Source organism: Burkholderia ubonensis subsp. mesacidophila (assembly GCF_002097715.1).
GTDB lineage: Bacteria > Pseudomonadota > Gammaproteobacteria > Burkholderiales > Burkholderiaceae > Burkholderia > Burkholderia mesacidophila.
Window position 1 is genome coordinate 446,912 of record NZ_CP020739.1, and the last position, 14,928, is coordinate 461,839.

Consider the following 14,928-nt stretch of genomic DNA (forward strand, 5'->3'; position numbering starts at 1 on the left):
GTGCGTCGTTAAAAGACCGCGTACCTTGAGCGAGGGATTGGGCACGCGGACCGGCATGCTGGACTCCAGCTAAAAATGCTTTGCTAGCATTAACGGTTCGGCGTCACCCCGGTGGGCTTGGTGGCGGCGGTGGCGCTGCGCAACTCGCCCATGGTGGACAGCAGTGAGCCTTGCATATCGTCGCCATCCAATGACCAACTGAACACGCCGCCCAGCTGCTGGGCTTTGACATAGCCCAGCTTGGTGCGGATCACATCCGGTGTGTCATAACTCCAGAACTGCGTGCCGTCATAGCTCCACAGCTGCTTGGTGACGGGATGCACATAACGCGCGCCTGCGCGGCCCCCCAGCACACGATAGTCCTCGTAACCCGCCTCGTAAGTGCCGGGCGCGGGGCCGGTGGCGCTTTGATACAGGCCATTGCCATTAGGGCCGGCGGCCACGCCGGTCCAGCCGCGGCCATAGAAGGGGATGCCCACATTGATGCGGTTGCGGGCCAGGCCAGCGCTGACCAGGGCATTCACCGCGTCGTCGATATCATAGAACTTGGCGTCGTTCTGGGCCGGATTAGCCGGATCCGGGTAGAGGTTGGACTGGAAGTTGGTGGGGCCTTGCGCTTCCCAGCCGCCATGGAAGTCATAAGACATCACATTGGCCCAGTCCAGGTAAGCGCCGTAGTTGCTCGGTTCGGTATTGCGGATTTTGTCCACTCCGGCGCCCAGCGCGGCGGAAAGGTAATAGCGACGCTTGTTCTGCTGGCCCAGCGCATCCAGCTGACGGCGGAACTCCGCCAGCAGCAGGGTGAAGTTTTGCTTGTCCGCCGCGCTGTAATGATTGGTGGGCAGGCCACCGGCCACCGGGTATTCCCAGTCGATGTCAAAGCCGTCAAACACGCCCAGCGCCACACCCTGTCCCCCAGCGTTTTCTTGTTGCGGCAGGTTGCCCTTGATGTAGAGGTTGATGCAGGAGGAAACCAGCGCCTGGCGGCTGGCGTCGCTGGCGGCTACGGTGGAGAAGTTCTTGGACCAGGTCCAGCCGCCCAGGGAGATCAGCACCTTGAGCTGCGGATTTGTCAGTTTCAGCTTACGCAGTTGGTTGAAGTTGCCGCGTAGTGGGGTATCCCAGCTGTCTGCCTGGCCGTCCACGGACTCCGCCGCGGAGACGGCGCGCTGGTAATCCGCCCAGGCGTCGCCGCCATCGCCATTGCCGCTTTCCGCCACCGTGACCATGCCGCACTGGCCGTTGGCGTAGACATTGCCAAAAGCGTAGTTGAGCACGGTGAGTTTTTTATCGCCGCCGCTGGCCGCCAGGTTTTTCACAAAGTACTGGCGCTGATAAATGCCCCATTGGGTGAAATAAGAGCCCACGTTGTAGCCCACGGTGGGCGTGGGTTCCGGCGGCACGCCGCTGCCTGAGCCGCCGCCGCTGATAGGCGCGCATGAGTTGGCGGCGCGCTGCTGCCAAACGCCCTGTTGGCTGGCTGTAGGCGTTTCCCCGCGCGTCCACCATTGCGCTTGCCAGGTTTGGCCATTGTACAAGGCGTAATCGCCCGCGTTATAGGTCTGGCTGGATTGCCAGGCGCTGCAGCTGGGCAGGGCATAGGCCGCAGAGCTGGCCACGATGAGGCTGCTCGCGCCGATCAGGGGCAGGCACAGGCGGTGAATCGAACGTTGCATTACATTCTCCTTTGCTTTACGGCGGATGCCGGTGATGAAGCCTGGCTTACTTTGGTATGTATTTGGTATTAAATTGGTATCAGTATTGGCCAGGATTCGGGAAATGCAAGGAGAATTTCGGGGCGCTTCAGAAAATCTATGGTCACCCCTTTTTTGCAAGACTGATTTCGATGTCGTTGTTGGCTTGCGTAAATCTATTCGGCGTCGTTTAGGGGAATGACTCCCCGCGCCACGACGAGATTCGCGCCTGGCGGTCCTAAAAACGGAAGCAGTCTGGTATAGGTGCTTGGAGAACGATTATTTAGAAAAATCCGTCTTGATCGGCTGCAGATGTCAGGGTAATCGATATCCCGAAAAATCCGGCGATGACAATGTGATAACTGTTAAGTCAACCTGAATACGCTGTTGAAGCGCATCGTATTCTTGAACATCGGCACGGATATGCATTTAAATGCGTAACAATGTCCACGGCGGGGCCCTGCGCGAGATCCGCGCTCGCATCGCTCTCCATACCCGAAGCAGGGCGCGGAGGGCTGCGAGTCTCGTTGAGACGTCGCAGCCCGAGCACGCGCTCGAGGGCTGGTTCGACCCCAGCTCATTGCGCGGCTCACGGCCGCCGACGTCGCTACGTGTGTCGATCTGCTCACACTGATTCGCAAGCGGCGTCAGCGCTGGTATCGCGCGGCGCTGTACTTCGGCCCGCCCGGCGCGCACCTGGCAAACCACGGTCCGTGACGGCGTTACGAGGATGGAGTAGGAGGCACCACGGGCATCACCCAGCAATGAGTATCAGCCTCCCGAGCGAGATGGCCGACGGCGTGCGGCAGCGGGTCGCCAGCGGCACCTATGCCACGTCAGAAGTAATGAATCCGCAACGCGCTGCGCTGCGCGGTCTCGCCGGCCACAAGCCGAAGTGACCGACCGCCATTCGATTCGGCCGCGCCGTGGCACCCTTGTATCTGGTATCATGTGAACTGCACTCTGGTATCAATTGATACTTTATGGAGGGATCCGACATGTTGCTTGTGACCCCTGAAGCGGTGGCCGACGTGATGGAGCTTCGGCCGGTACCGCATACGCTGGCGGAGCTCGAGGCCCGTGTGCGCGACGGCCTGCCGAAGGCCGCGCTGAAGGCCGGCGTTGAGCACGCGACCGACGGCGCCGATGCGCGCCGCGCGCTGCTGGCGCGCATCATCCCCGAGGCAACCTACAAGCGTCGGCGCGACCGACTCACGCAGGACGAATCCGAGAAGACCGAACGGCTAGCGCGAATCGTCGCGACCGCGGCGTACGTGTGGGATGACGCAGACGCGGCCCGCCAGTTCCTGGCTGCACCGCACCCGGAGCTCGAGGGGCGTGCGCCGCTGGACGTCGCGCTCACCGAGCTCGGCGCGCGTCGCGTCGAGGAAGTGCTGTGGAAGCTCTTCTACGGGCTTCCGGCATGAAGTTGTACCGCATCGCCGACACGCGGCACACGATCTGGAGCGGCACCGGCGCGATGCTGATCGGCGGACGCTTCAACAGCCCGGGCCGTCCGGTCATTTACGCGGCGCTGACGTTCGCGGGCGCCATGCTCGAGGTGCTCGTCCACGCGCGTATCGGCAGGGTGCCAAAGACGCACGCATGCGTCGAGTCGACCGTGTCCGATGACGTGAGCATCGAACGACACACCGCCGAATCGTTGCCCGAAGGGTGGGACGCCCCGGCGCAGCAGATCGCCCGTCGATTCGGCGACGCATGGCTGACGGAAGCGCGCAGCGCGATCCTGGTAGTGCCGTCGGTCGTCGCGCGCGCGGAATACAACGCGCTGGTGAATCCCGCACACCCGGACGCCGTACGGATTGTAGTTGCGGAACCGCGGCCGGTCGTATGGGATGAACGACTGTTTGTCATGCCGGCGGGCGGCGCATCGTAACCCGGCTGCGTGGCACGCGGCGCGACGCCGCGCGCGAAATTCGCGATCGGCGACGGCGACGCGGACGTCAGCGTTCGTGACGTTGACTGCAACCGTCCAATATCAATCAGACCCCACCAATGTCAAAGCCATTCTCAAATGTCCGCTTTCCGGCTATTTAGATGGAATGGTCGCCTCCCGCCACATCGGCCGTTCCGGCACCTAACGATGCGTCTGGGTTCGGGTACGGATGTGCGACAGTGCCTTGTCCGTTCTTCCGTTAAGGAGAGTTTCAATGGAGCCCACGACGATTGCCATCGACCTGGCCAAGCGCGTTTTCCAGATCCACTTTGTCGATACGGACGGCGCGATTCATAGCAAGGTGCTCAAGCGCGTCCAGATGCTGCCGTTCTTCGCCAACCGGCCAGCGGCCCGAATCGTCATGGAAGCCTGCGGCAGCGCGCATCACTGGGCCCGGCAACTGACGGCGCTTGGGCACGAAGTCCGACTCATTGCGGCGCAGTTCGTGCGTCCGTTCGTCAAGTCGAACAAGAACGACGTCGCGGACGCGGCCGCGATCTGGGAAGCGTCCCAGCGACCGGGTATGCGCTTCGTGGCGGTCAAATCGGCGGATCAACAGGCGATGTTGGCGCTGCACCGAATGCGCCAGCAACTGGTCCGGATTCGCGTCATGCAGGTCAACCAACTGCGCGGACTGCTCTATGAATTCGGCGTCGTCTTGCCACAAGGTCGACGCCCATCGATCCAAGCCGCCCAAGCGGCGATCGCAACGCTGACCGATCAATTGCCCGCGATGCTGATCGATAGCCTCCGGGATCAACTGTCTCGGCTTCATCTGCTCGACGACCAGGTTCAACGTATCGAGCAGCGCATCATCGAATGGCGACACGGTGACGAAGCATGCCGGCGGATCTCGGAAATCCCGGGCGTGGGCCCATTGACGGCAACTGCAGCCGTGTCGGTTATCGGTCAAGCGAAAACCTTCCGGTCTGGACGGGAGTTTGCGGCTTACCTTGGTCTCGTGCCGAGACAGAACAGTTCGGGCGGCAAGGTCCGGCTTGGCGGCATCAGCAAACGCGGTGACGTCTATCTGCGCACGCTGCTGATTCACGGCGCCCGAGCCGTGATCTCGAGTTCGAAGCATCTGCCGGCGCACATGCGCGATCTGCAGGCACGGCGTCCCACCAACGTGGTGGCGGTTGCGTTGGCCAACAAGATGGCTCGAACGATCTGGGCATTACTCGCTTACGGTCGAACCTACCAGCCCGCGACATCGCTGCCGAGCTGAAGCCCCGTTCAACGAGCGTCAAACTCATTCCACGGTTGCACTGGTGATATTGAGCGATGGCAGGACAGGTTGGACCGCGCAAGGATAAGCCTGAGACATTTCTCGGACTTCGAGTCCGCTAGTTAGATTAGGAACCTTGCGGCGAAATCCATCGGGGCCGGCAGGCATGTCCTGCGATCGAGTCCGGATATAAGTCCGCAACCACCCTTCTCGCCTCGACCAAAATCGCCTTGCAAATGGGAGGCGACCATATAAGAAATGTCCGGTTTTACGGTTGGTTTGGCTGTCTGATTTGCTCCGGTTTGTTCGTTGCGCACTGTCGCAGGACGGCGTCTGAACGGGCAGGGCGCTGACGTCTGAGTCACGGTCCTTCGCAGACCGACGGCCAGGTTTGCGGGGTGGCTTTGTGGTTTGCCGGTGTTGAGCCAATTCCACGATCACGCCATCCAGATCGGCCTGCGTGAACTCGCGTGGTTTCTTCGTACCCGCCCGACGTTCAGGCTTGCGCACCGCGATGCCTTGATTCGCGCGTGACGGCGATCCGGAAGCACGTCGGTTGTCGCGCTGCGCCTGGATCGCTTCAGCCACTTGCAGCGCGTGACTCAGACGCTTGTGCTCGACGACCGCACCTTGATCGACCTCCGCCAGCTTGTCGTACTGCCGACAGGACAGCACTGCACCGTCGGCCCGGATCTCGATGCGCCCGTCCGGATACTCCCACACGTCGATATACCGGTGAATCAGCGTGCGGTTGGCCGGCGTGTCGTCCAGCAGATAGAGCACCCGGTCGTACAGCACCGTCAGCGACTTCGAGACGCGACGCGTCTCGCGCCAGGTCAGCAACTGATCCAGGTCCTCGTCGTCCCGCAGTGGCCGGTGTGCGTCGAAGTCGCTACGCGGCGGCTTCGCGAACCGGGCGTTATAGGCCGCCATGAAGGAGGGCGCATACGCGTTGGCGTCGGCCACCGTGCTGATCCCGCGTAATCTCAGCTCCTTGACCAGCCGGTCCTGCAAGGTCAGATGCGCGCGCTCGACCCGCCCCTTGGCCGGGCTGCTGTTCGCGCAGAACGTGTCGATGTTCAGCTCGTACATCGCCCGGCCGAAGTGCGTCACGCTGCTGCCGGTCTCATGCGCCTTGACACTGCGAAACACGCTGTACTTGTCGCTGTACAACGCTACCGGCTTGCCGTACCGCTCCAGATACGCGCGCGTCGCCTCGAAATAGCTGAACGTCGATTCCGTCGCCGTAAAGTGCAGCATCATCAACCGGCTCGTGGCGTCGTCGACGTACACCAGCAACGTGCATGGCGAAGCCCGCTCCTCGAACCACCGATGCTCGCTGCCGTCGATCTGGATCAGCTCGCCCAGGCACGCACGCCGCGCCCGCGGCTGGTAGACCTTCGGCGGCCGCTGCCGACGCGGAATCCACAAGCCCGCGTCATACATCCAGCGTCGGACCGTTTCCTTGCCAAGTCGGATGCCGTGACATTCCCAGAGCTTCTCGCAGGCTAGCGTCGGCCCGAAATCAGCGTAGCGCTCCCGAATCAGCGCAATCGCACGTGCGCGCAGATCGACGGACAGTTCCCGATTGCTCGGCCGCCCGCGCTTGGCTGAAACCAGTCCGGCTGGACCCGCGGCCTCATAGCGCCGGCACAACCGGCTGATCTGCCGTTCACTGAGCTCCAGTCGCTCAGCCGCCTGAAAACACCGCAGGCGGCCTTCAACAACCGCCTCGATGACCTTGACCCGCTCGAGTTCGCGCATGCTTGCCGTGATCAACTCACGTCCGTTCATGGTTCGCCCCTGGTCGATGCCTCACGAAAGCGTGCACTTCAACCAAGGCAGGAGGCGACCATTCCATCTAACGAGCCCAAATCGGACATTACTAAAAAGCCGTGACAACCAAAACTTCGCTAGTCGATATTATGTCAAGTCAAATAAACCCAAGCACGTCGCAATAGGCGGGCGCTGCGTCCATCTCCAGTCTCGCCGCCATGGATCAAGTCCATGACAGCGATGCCGACAAGCATGACGTAGCGCCGTCCCCGGCGCCACATCATGCATTTCACCCAAGCCTGCTTCCTCACTGATCCGCCGCCATCAAGCCGTCAAAGCTGCTGCGTACCGATCTCATGCCCATGTCGGCAGCGTAGCGAAGGCTAGTGACCACCTCGCGCGGCCAGCGCGGTCTGCAGGGCCTGGCCATCGACACTCCCCAGCCCCGTACAGGCGTCCCAGCCCGGTGCCACCGGGTAGCCTTTCACCTCGCCGAAGTTGTTGTTCACCGGGCCGGGTGCGCCGCCCACGACACGAAACGTCGAGGCCGGGAGACTGTAAAGGATGGCGTTGAGACTTCCTGCCGGAAAGCCGTTGTTCGCGTTGATCCGCGCGATAAGGCCCGCATAGAGCGGTGCGACCGCGCTCGTACCACCGACCGGTTGCGGCGGCCCACCGTTAATCACTTGCAGGTAGCCGCTGTTTTCGCTTGCGTTCCCTGCGATATCGGGCACACCCCGGCCAGCCTGCCCTGTACCCACTCGCTTGGGAAGCGCAACATCGGACTGAAAGGCCGGAATCGGAAATCGCGCACTCACCCCGCCTCCCGTCGCCCCCGGTCCGGCCGCACCGACGTCGTTCCAGACCCATTCTTCAAAGGAGGCGCCGTTCACATTGCCGATGGTCGTGCCACCGCAGGCGGACACCGACGGATCGCTTGCGGGATAGCTGGTTTGCGCCTGGGTCGGGCTTGCGATGCGGGCTCCGCTGTCGCCCGACGACACGAGCACGGTGATCTTGTTCGTGCCGGCGTCCTCGAACAGCATGGTGAACTGCTGCCACTCGCTGTCCGAAAAGCTCGGCTCGCCGAGGTCGTCGGGCCCCCATCCATAGCTGATGGACACGATACTCGGCGTCGGCTCCCCAGCCGTGGGATGAATCATCATCTGCAACGCATGAATCATGTTCTGGGGCTGCGCCCCGGCGAAGTAGACCGCGATCGTGGCCTTCGGCGCGATCGCACCCGCCACGGTAATGTCGAGGCCGGTCTCACCGTCGGACTGTCCGGAGTTTTGCGTGCCATCAACCGCGACGTCGACGATATGAAGAACGGGAGGACCGTCCAGCGCCTTCAAGGTTGCCGTGATGTCCGAGGTCGCATAGCCTGCCGGGCCTTCGGATGTCTCCATTTCGTACAGACCGATGGTCTGCCCTGCCCCATCGCCCGGCGGGAAATTGTAAAGCGTGGCGACCTGAGCGGGCGTCAAAGGCCGGGTGTTGGGAGGATCCATGCTCGCCCGCTTAAGTGCGGCCGACGCAGTCGAGAAATGCTTCGCGTGGACCTTGCGGTTTGTCAGGCCCACGACCGCCTCCACGTAGTCGGCGATCGTCGCCGGCAGGCCCACAGGGCCATCGTGACCGCGATATTCACCTCGTTGATATTGATAGTCGTTGAGTTGAACGCTGAAGGCCCTGTTCATTGCCGCGACCGTTCCGCGCACGATCACGGACCGCCGCGCTGCATCCGCTTCCTCGACACTGAGTCCCTCGCTGGCGGCAAAGGCTTTGACCGCGTCGAGCTCCATCGGGTCGGCCCCATGCCGGATGGCGAACGCGTCCCGGGTTGGACGTGCCGCCCCGCCACCATCACCCGTGCCCGCTGCCGGCTCGGCGCCGCCCTGCCTTCGTCGAAGAAGCAGGGTGACGGTTAGCTCCTGGGCACTATCCGTTGGCCTCAGTTTCGTATGCCCCGCAGGGTGAGGATGCTCGCTGCCCTTTATCAGGCGATATGCCGACGACGATGCCATCATGACCTCACAAAGTTGAATACGCTCATCTCCGGTTTCGACCGGTCCGACTCAAACCCGAAGCGAACAATCAATCACGCGGATTGCCGGTGTGCCTGAAGTGCAGCGATTTCGGCATGCATTCACCAGTGAAAATGGATATTGAAAACTCTAAAGGCCTTGAATTTGCCGCATCGTTTATTTGTCTGATTTTTTGTTTGCGTCGGATATTCGATGGGATGCGGTCAACGATCAACCTTTGCGTTTTCATTTTCACATATACGCTTCCGGTTCGATGGGGTGCGCCAAGTACCGATGTGCACGAGGCGAAGTGTGAAGAAAGCTTAGTGCGTCTGCCCTGCCAGTTCAAGACGAACGAGGAAACGTAATGTGTCGGTTATGAAAGAGAAAGGCGTTTGACCAGGCTCGACGGCCTGGCAGTGATACTGCAGCGCAATTTCGTGAAAAATGGTAACGGCGACGACGTTTGTTAATTAAATTAGATAGAAATACAGGGATTTCCATAAGCCACGGCATGTTCAAAAAAACAGCGTAAATCAAACAGAACATATTCGGGAAAGTGCTGACCTCATCGATCAATCTCAACAACTAGACTTCGTCGTAATCGCGCAACTTTTGCAGAACAATGAACGCGATGTGCCGATTAATAACATCGCGAACTGACATCATCGCTCCAACTCGATGAACCCTTCCTCGCAGATGTGCGAGATGCCATGTCTTAGTGGCAAGGATCGTGGGGTACAGATTCGTGTCACTTGAGTCGTGGAATACGAATCCACGTGGCGACGGGGAATGCCGAAATGAATAATGTGCGTGACAAAAACGAGGTTGAGACGAAAGGCGAGTTGAACGAGCTATTTGATTGTGAGTTCAAGGAGATCTTGCTGCTCCTCGATTATCTTGCCGGCAGAGCAGATAAGGATTTCACCATACCCTCGAACGGAACGGTAACCGGCAAGACAACCCACGAAATAATTAAAGAGGTATGGGGACGCGCCAATCGAGCGGGAGAATATCAGGAAGATGATGTTGCATTCCTGTTTGAAACAAAGAATTCATTGAATCGTCTGGCCTACCCGGCAAGCGGCATAACCATCGCTTATACCTACATGTTTGTAGAGGACGAGAAAATCCTGCCGGGGCCATTCCTGACGGATCCTGGCGGGACGCGCTATTCCAGGATAGGAGTGGCGAAAGATGCCTTTCCAGGGGCAGTCGCCCACGCCCGGCGCTTTCGCCGCCTCAAAGATCAAATGAGCTTGTGGGTAACCTTAATTACGGTGATTGCGGCAATTTTGCTTTCGATCGTTGCTTTCGGCGCCCAGGTAATATCGCGCTTCGAACAGGATCGGACAGCAAATATGAAGTCAATAGACGATCTCTACTCGACACTCGCAAAGCAAGGTGCGCCGATCGGCGATACAAAGCCGCCATTAAAACTGATCAAAGAGCATTGCGAATTGCCAGACCTCAACAACCAAACCTATCAAATCATAGAATTGTGCAACGAGTATTCATACAATGCGGCACGTTATGATGAAGCAATCAGGGGCGTTTCAGTGTACGGCGAAAGCTGGGCATTTCGGCTGCTCAGCTTTATGTTCGAGATACCCCCTGTAGCGAATGCACAAGAGAATGCGCGCTCCGTCGCCATCGTCCTTTCGACCTTCTCAAGCTACATCCTCCCGATTCTTTTTGCCGTGATCGGTTCGTTCGCAGCCTCAGCTCGGGGGATTTACGAAAAGATCAAGGAAGGTGTGCTGGCTCCGCGGGACAGAATCCTCGCATTGGTGCGTCTGCCTTTGGGGCTGATAGCAGGCGTTTCAGTTGGATTGTTCTTCGACCCCTCGTCCGTCGTCACGCATGTAAGCATGGGTTTGGGTCTCAGTTTATCCGCAGCAGCCATTGCTTTCGCAGCGGGCTACGGTGCCGAAACCTTCTTCAGCAAGATTGACACGCTCATCAATTACATGATCGGGGGAAGACGCAGCGAATGACCCGAATTGGCGCGGGAACGCGCAGTCGAGCACAATCACCCCGCGCCCTTCGCCCCCCACCAGTCCAGCAGCACTTCCGAAAACGCCGGACTATCCTCGAGTTCCGGCGAATGCCCCGCATGCTCGAAGAACGCATGCCAGACGGCGTGCGGCACCTGGCGTGCGATCGACAGCTTGTCGCTGTGCCGATGCGTGCGGTCGGCGGCGCCCCATGTGACGAGCGTCGGCTGCCTGACCGTGACCGCCGGCGGTGCGCGGTCGTAGAAATGCTGCCAGAGCGAGCCGAAGCAGCAGAACGCGCCCTGCTTGAACGCGGTTTCCAGCGACGGCGTGAACTCGCGATAGCGGTCTTTCGCCATCGCCCGCCGGAACCACGCGATCCCGATTTTCCGCGCGCCGAACGCGCAGGCAAGCTGCCCGACCAGCGGCGTCGCAAGAAGGTTGCGGGCGTCGACGTGGCGCGCCCAGCGGACCTGTTCGCTCCACGCGGGGCTCTGCCACAGCATCAGTTTCGCGATCCGCTCGGGTTCTCGCGCGGCGATCTGCAATGCGATGTGCGCCCACACGCACGAGAACGCGAGCAGATACGGTCCTTCGTCCAACTCGATCAGCATCCGCTCGATCGCCGAGCGGTAATCGTCGAACGAGAACCTGAAACCGCGCTTCGGCACCGAGAATCCGAACCCGGGCGGCTCGAAGCATACGACGCGCGCGGACGGCGCGAGCAACGCAATCAGCGGGTCGTAGTGTTCGATCACGCTTGGCGGATCGCATACCAGCACGATCGTCGGCCGCTCGCCGGACCGCTCGCCCGCGACGCGCACGCGAATGCTCGCATCGGGCAGCTCGCAGAAGCGGACCCCAGGCCTCGATCGCGCGGCCCAGTCGCGCTTGAGCCGCGCCGCGCGCATGCCGAGCCGCAGCGGGTCGAGCCAGGTCAGGTCGATTTCGGCCCGTCGTTCGCGAGCGCTCGCATGCGGCGTGTCCTTCAGATGGGGGGCGCTCATCGCGGTCTACTTCGTCGGCCAGAGGATCATCTGCGTGCAACGGAACGTCGCGAGCAGCTTGTCCGTTTCGCGATGCCGGACGGTCGCGTCCCAGACCTGCGTCATGCGGCCGCTATGGATCGCGCGCGCGTCGCAGACGATCACGCCGGCGCGGGCCGACCCCATGAAGTTGCTCTTCAGCTCGAGCGTGCTGAAGCTGGACGCGCCTTCCGGCAAGCTCGCGAGACACCCGTAGCCGCATGCGGTATCGGCGATGCTGACGATCGTGCCCGCATGGAGGATGCCGTGCGCGAGCACGGCTTCGCGAATCGTCAGCTCGGCGAGCACGTGGTGTTGCTCGACCTGGTTGACGACGATGCCGAGCAGGCCCGGCAGATAGTCGGCGCCGAATCGGTTGAAGTAGTCCGCGTCCAGTTTTTCTTGCATGCTGCGTTCCTCGTCAGTTGTTCCGGGTTTCGTTCGGCGCATCGAGCTGCGCGCGCCACTGCGTGATCACCGGCAACGTGTCGCTGAGAAACAGTTCGCGACAGGCGTGCCGCTGGACCTTTCCGCTGGTCGTCTTCGGTATCGCCGACGGCAACGTGAAGACGATGTTGTGCACCGCGATGCCGTGGTGCAGATTGATTGCATGACGCAGCCTGCCGAACAGCGCGTCGGGCGCATGACCGCTGGCATGCTCGCCGTCGCTGAACGCCTTCAGGTAGCGCGCCCGCAGCTCGCGCACGACGATCACCTGCGGCGTGGCGTCGGCCTCGAGCGCGAACACCGCGCATCCGCCGGGGCGGAACAGTTCGGCGTCGAGCGGCTCGATCGTCTCTTCGACGTCGTGCGGGTAATGATTGGCGCCGCGAATCAGCATCATGTCCTTCAGTCGTCCCGTGACGAAAAGGTCGGAGCCCGACCGATAGCCGTAATCGCCGGTGCGCAGGAACCGTCCGTCGTAGCCGGGCAGCTCGGCTTCGAAGGTCTGCTCGCTCAGCGCGCGATTGTTCCAGTAGCCGAGCGCGACGCTCGGCCCTTGCGCCCAGATTTCGCCGACCTGCCCGTCGCCGCACGGAACGCGGGTGTCGGGATCGACGATCAGCGTCAGGCTGTCGCCGGCTGCGTCGCCGCAGCCGATCGTCGCGCCCACGCGCTGTGCTTCCGGTTCGTGCGCCGGCTCCGCATCGTGCGCCGCGACCGGGATGACGAGGGGCTGCGATTTCAGTCCGCCCGTCATGAACAGCGTATGCTCCGCCAGGCCGTAGCACGGATAGAACGCCCGCGCATCGAAGCCGCAGCGCGCGAAGCGCTGAGCGAACGCGTGCAGCGTGCCGCGCCGGATCGGTTCGGCGCCGACGAACGCGACGTCCCACGAGCCGAGTTCGAGCTTGTCCAGATCGGCATCGGCGATGCGCATCGTTGCGAGCATCTGGTACGCGAAGTTCGGACCGCCGCTCGTCGTCGCGCGTCGCTCGCCGATCATGCGCAGCCAGCGCAGCGGATGCTTGAGGAAATCGACGTGCGACATCAGCGCCACCGGGAAACCCACGTAAAGCGGCTGAAGGATGCCGCCGATCAGGCCCATGTCGTGATACGGCGGCAGCCAGATCACGCCCTGGCTGTCGGCGTCATGCTCGAAGCGGCTCGCGATCAGCGCGGAGTTGTGCAGCAGGTTCCGATGGCTGATCATCACGCCCTTCGGCGCGCCGGTCGAGCCGGACGTGTATTGCAGGTAGACGGGCGTCCCGTGATCCACCGGCCGCGGGACGTAGCGCTCGACGGCATCGCCCAGCGTGTCGACCGTGACCCAGCGCAGGCTGCCGAGCGTGGACGAGCCGGCTTCGATGCAACCGGCGTCGCGGCGCACGGCCGTGGTCGACAGGATCGCGGCCGGTGCGCAATTCTCGACGATGCCGATCAGCCGCCGCAACGTGCGTTCCGCCTGCGCGGGCTCGACCGGATAGGCGGGCACCGCGACGACGCCCGCATACATGCAGCCGAACAGCGCGACGATGTAGTCGATCCCGGGCGGAAACAGCAGCAGCACGCGATCCCCGGGGCGAGCGACCTGTTCCAGCGCCGCCGCGACGACGCCCGCGCGCCTGTCCAGCTCGGCACAATCGAGATGCTGCTCCGCGCGATCGCCGCCCGTCACGAACGTGTAGACCCGCAGATCGGGCTGATGCGCGGCACGATATCGCGTCAGCTCGACGAAGTCTGCGAACGTGTCGACGGACGGTGCGCCATTGGATGTCGAGCGGTCGACATGGGTCATGGCGTCGGCTCCGTGGTCGGCTCGGCCGCGAGCGACTTGCCTGACGCACCGGCGGGCGCGTCGCCGTCGAACAGCGCACGAGCGTTTTCCCACAGCACCTTGTGAAGCACGCCCTCGGGCAGGTAACGCTTGAGCTGCTCGATTTCAAAATCCCATTCATACGGGATCAGCGGAAAGTCGCTGCCGTACAGAAAGCGGCCGGGACGATCGCATATCTGCGGCACCAGCTGTTCGAGCGCGGGCTTCCACGGCGCGGGCAGATGCGGATGCGCGCCGCGCGGATAGCGCGTCTCCCGCAACGGCCGCACATCGGGCACGACCTCGCCCGTCGCGACACGATGGCCGCCTATCGCCATCGCGGTATCGAAGTGCAGGTTCGGAAATTCGTCGAGCAGGTCGACGTATTCCTGAACTTCGTCATAGCCGATGTGCGGAACGATGACCTTCAGATGCGGCGTATGCCGCATCGCACGCCGGAAACGCTCGACATTGCAGAGGCGGCGGATTCCGTCCAGCTGCGTGTTGTTTTTCGCGACGGCGCCCGAATGCAGGTTCAGCACCTTGCCCCGATCGGCGACCACTTCGAAAATCGGCGCGAGCGCGTCGTCATCCGGCGCCATCTGCAGCAAATGGCAATGAATCTTGAGGCCGGCGAAGTTCAATTCGTCCAGGAGACGGACCGTTTCGCGCGCGCAATCGCGGTCGAGCGGATGCACGGTGCCGAACGGCACCAGGAACGCCGGATGGCGCGACGCCAGTTGCGCGACGAAGTCGTTGAGGAATGGCGCAATGCCCGGCTGCCCCGCATAGCAGATGCCGGCGGCGCGCGCGACGCCGCGCGCTTTCAGGAAGGCGATCGATTGCTCGGCGAGCAGTTCATGGCGAATCTTCCATGCATCGCGCTCGTAGCTCTTCCAGACGAGTTTCGACACGACGTCGGGCAGCACATGCACGCGCGCATCGAAGATCTTGGGCGTCGTCATCG

The 14,928-nt window shown here is 61.9% G+C and carries 11 protein-coding genes and 1 pseudogene; 5 read left to right on the forward strand and 7 right to left on the reverse strand.

Annotation, left to right across the window (positions count from 1 at the left end; all coding sequences use genetic code 11):
- Positions 1 to 89: 89 nt before the first annotated feature.
- On the reverse strand, positions 90 to 1,676 hold the full coding sequence (locus B7P44_RS34260) for a glycosyl hydrolase family 18 protein (RefSeq protein ID WP_084910454.1): 1,587 nt from the start codon (positions 1,674 to 1,676) through the stop codon (positions 90 to 92).
- A gap of 782 nt (positions 1,677 to 2,458) precedes the next feature.
- Between B7P44_RS34260 and B7P44_RS37690 the strand changes: the two genes are divergently transcribed.
- From B7P44_RS37690 to B7P44_RS34275, 4 genes are all read left to right on the forward strand, one after another.
- Positions 2,459 to 2,593, forward strand: coding sequence for a ribbon-helix-helix domain-containing protein (locus tag B7P44_RS37690; protein WP_221625178.1), 135 nt, complete (start codon positions 2,459 to 2,461; stop codon positions 2,591 to 2,593).
- A 99-nt stretch (positions 2,594 to 2,692) separates the two neighbouring features.
- Positions 2,693 to 3,121: an Xre family toxin-antitoxin system antitoxin gene (locus tag B7P44_RS34265; protein ID WP_017335769.1), complete on the forward strand. Its 429-nt coding sequence runs from the start codon at positions 2,693 to 2,695 to the stop codon at positions 3,119 to 3,121.
- Complete coding sequence (locus tag B7P44_RS34270) at positions 3,118 to 3,591, forward strand: RES family NAD+ phosphorylase (protein ID WP_084910455.1); 474 nt, start codon at positions 3,118 to 3,120, stop codon at positions 3,589 to 3,591. Before B7P44_RS34265 ends, B7P44_RS34270 begins: the two co-directional genes overlap by 4 nt.
- A 274-nt stretch (positions 3,592 to 3,865) precedes the next feature.
- Positions 3,866 to 4,879 (forward strand): IS110 family RNA-guided transposase, encoded by a 1,014-nt coding sequence (locus B7P44_RS34275; RefSeq protein ID WP_084908730.1) that lies wholly within the window; start codon positions 3,866 to 3,868, stop codon positions 4,877 to 4,879.
- 312 nt (positions 4,880 to 5,191) lie between these two features.
- Here B7P44_RS34275 and B7P44_RS34280 read toward each other — a convergent pair.
- Positions 5,192 to 6,673, reverse strand: a pseudogene (locus B7P44_RS34280) (ISNCY family transposase); the annotation flags it as partial.
- Positions 6,674 to 7,038: 365 nt separating this feature from the next.
- On the reverse strand, positions 7,039 to 8,460 hold the full coding sequence (locus B7P44_RS34285) for a S53 family peptidase (protein ID WP_157721140.1): 1,422 nt from the start codon (positions 8,458 to 8,460) through the stop codon (positions 7,039 to 7,041).
- A gap of 1,001 nt (positions 8,461 to 9,461) precedes the next feature.
- Here B7P44_RS34285 and B7P44_RS34290 point away from each other — a divergent pair.
- On the forward strand, positions 9,462 to 10,679 hold the full coding sequence (locus B7P44_RS34290) for a hypothetical protein (RefSeq protein ID WP_133118003.1): 1,218 nt from the start codon (positions 9,462 to 9,464) through the stop codon (positions 10,677 to 10,679).
- Positions 10,680 to 10,714: 35 nt separating this feature from the next.
- Here the strand turns inward: B7P44_RS34290 and B7P44_RS34295 are convergent, their stop codons facing one another.
- From B7P44_RS34295 to B7P44_RS34310, 4 genes are read right to left on the reverse strand one after another with little or no spacing between them, the layout of a single operon-like run.
- Complete coding sequence (locus B7P44_RS34295; RefSeq protein WP_084910458.1) at positions 10,715 to 11,686, reverse strand: alpha/beta fold hydrolase; 972 nt, start codon at positions 11,684 to 11,686, stop codon at positions 10,715 to 10,717.
- A gap of 6 nt (positions 11,687 to 11,692) precedes the next feature.
- On the reverse strand, positions 11,693 to 12,112 hold the full coding sequence (locus B7P44_RS34300) for a PaaI family thioesterase (protein ID WP_084910459.1): 420 nt from the start codon (positions 12,110 to 12,112) through the stop codon (positions 11,693 to 11,695).
- Between the two features lie 13 nt (positions 12,113 to 12,125).
- Positions 12,126 to 13,943 (reverse strand): fatty acyl-AMP ligase, encoded by a 1,818-nt coding sequence (locus B7P44_RS34305; protein ID WP_084910460.1) that lies wholly within the window; start codon positions 13,941 to 13,943, stop codon positions 12,126 to 12,128.
- Complete coding sequence (locus B7P44_RS34310; protein WP_084910713.1) at positions 13,940 to 14,926, reverse strand: amidohydrolase family protein; 987 nt, start codon at positions 14,924 to 14,926, stop codon at positions 13,940 to 13,942. Before B7P44_RS34310 ends, B7P44_RS34305 begins: the two co-directional genes overlap by 4 nt.
- Between the last annotated feature and the right edge of the window lie 2 nt (positions 14,927 to 14,928).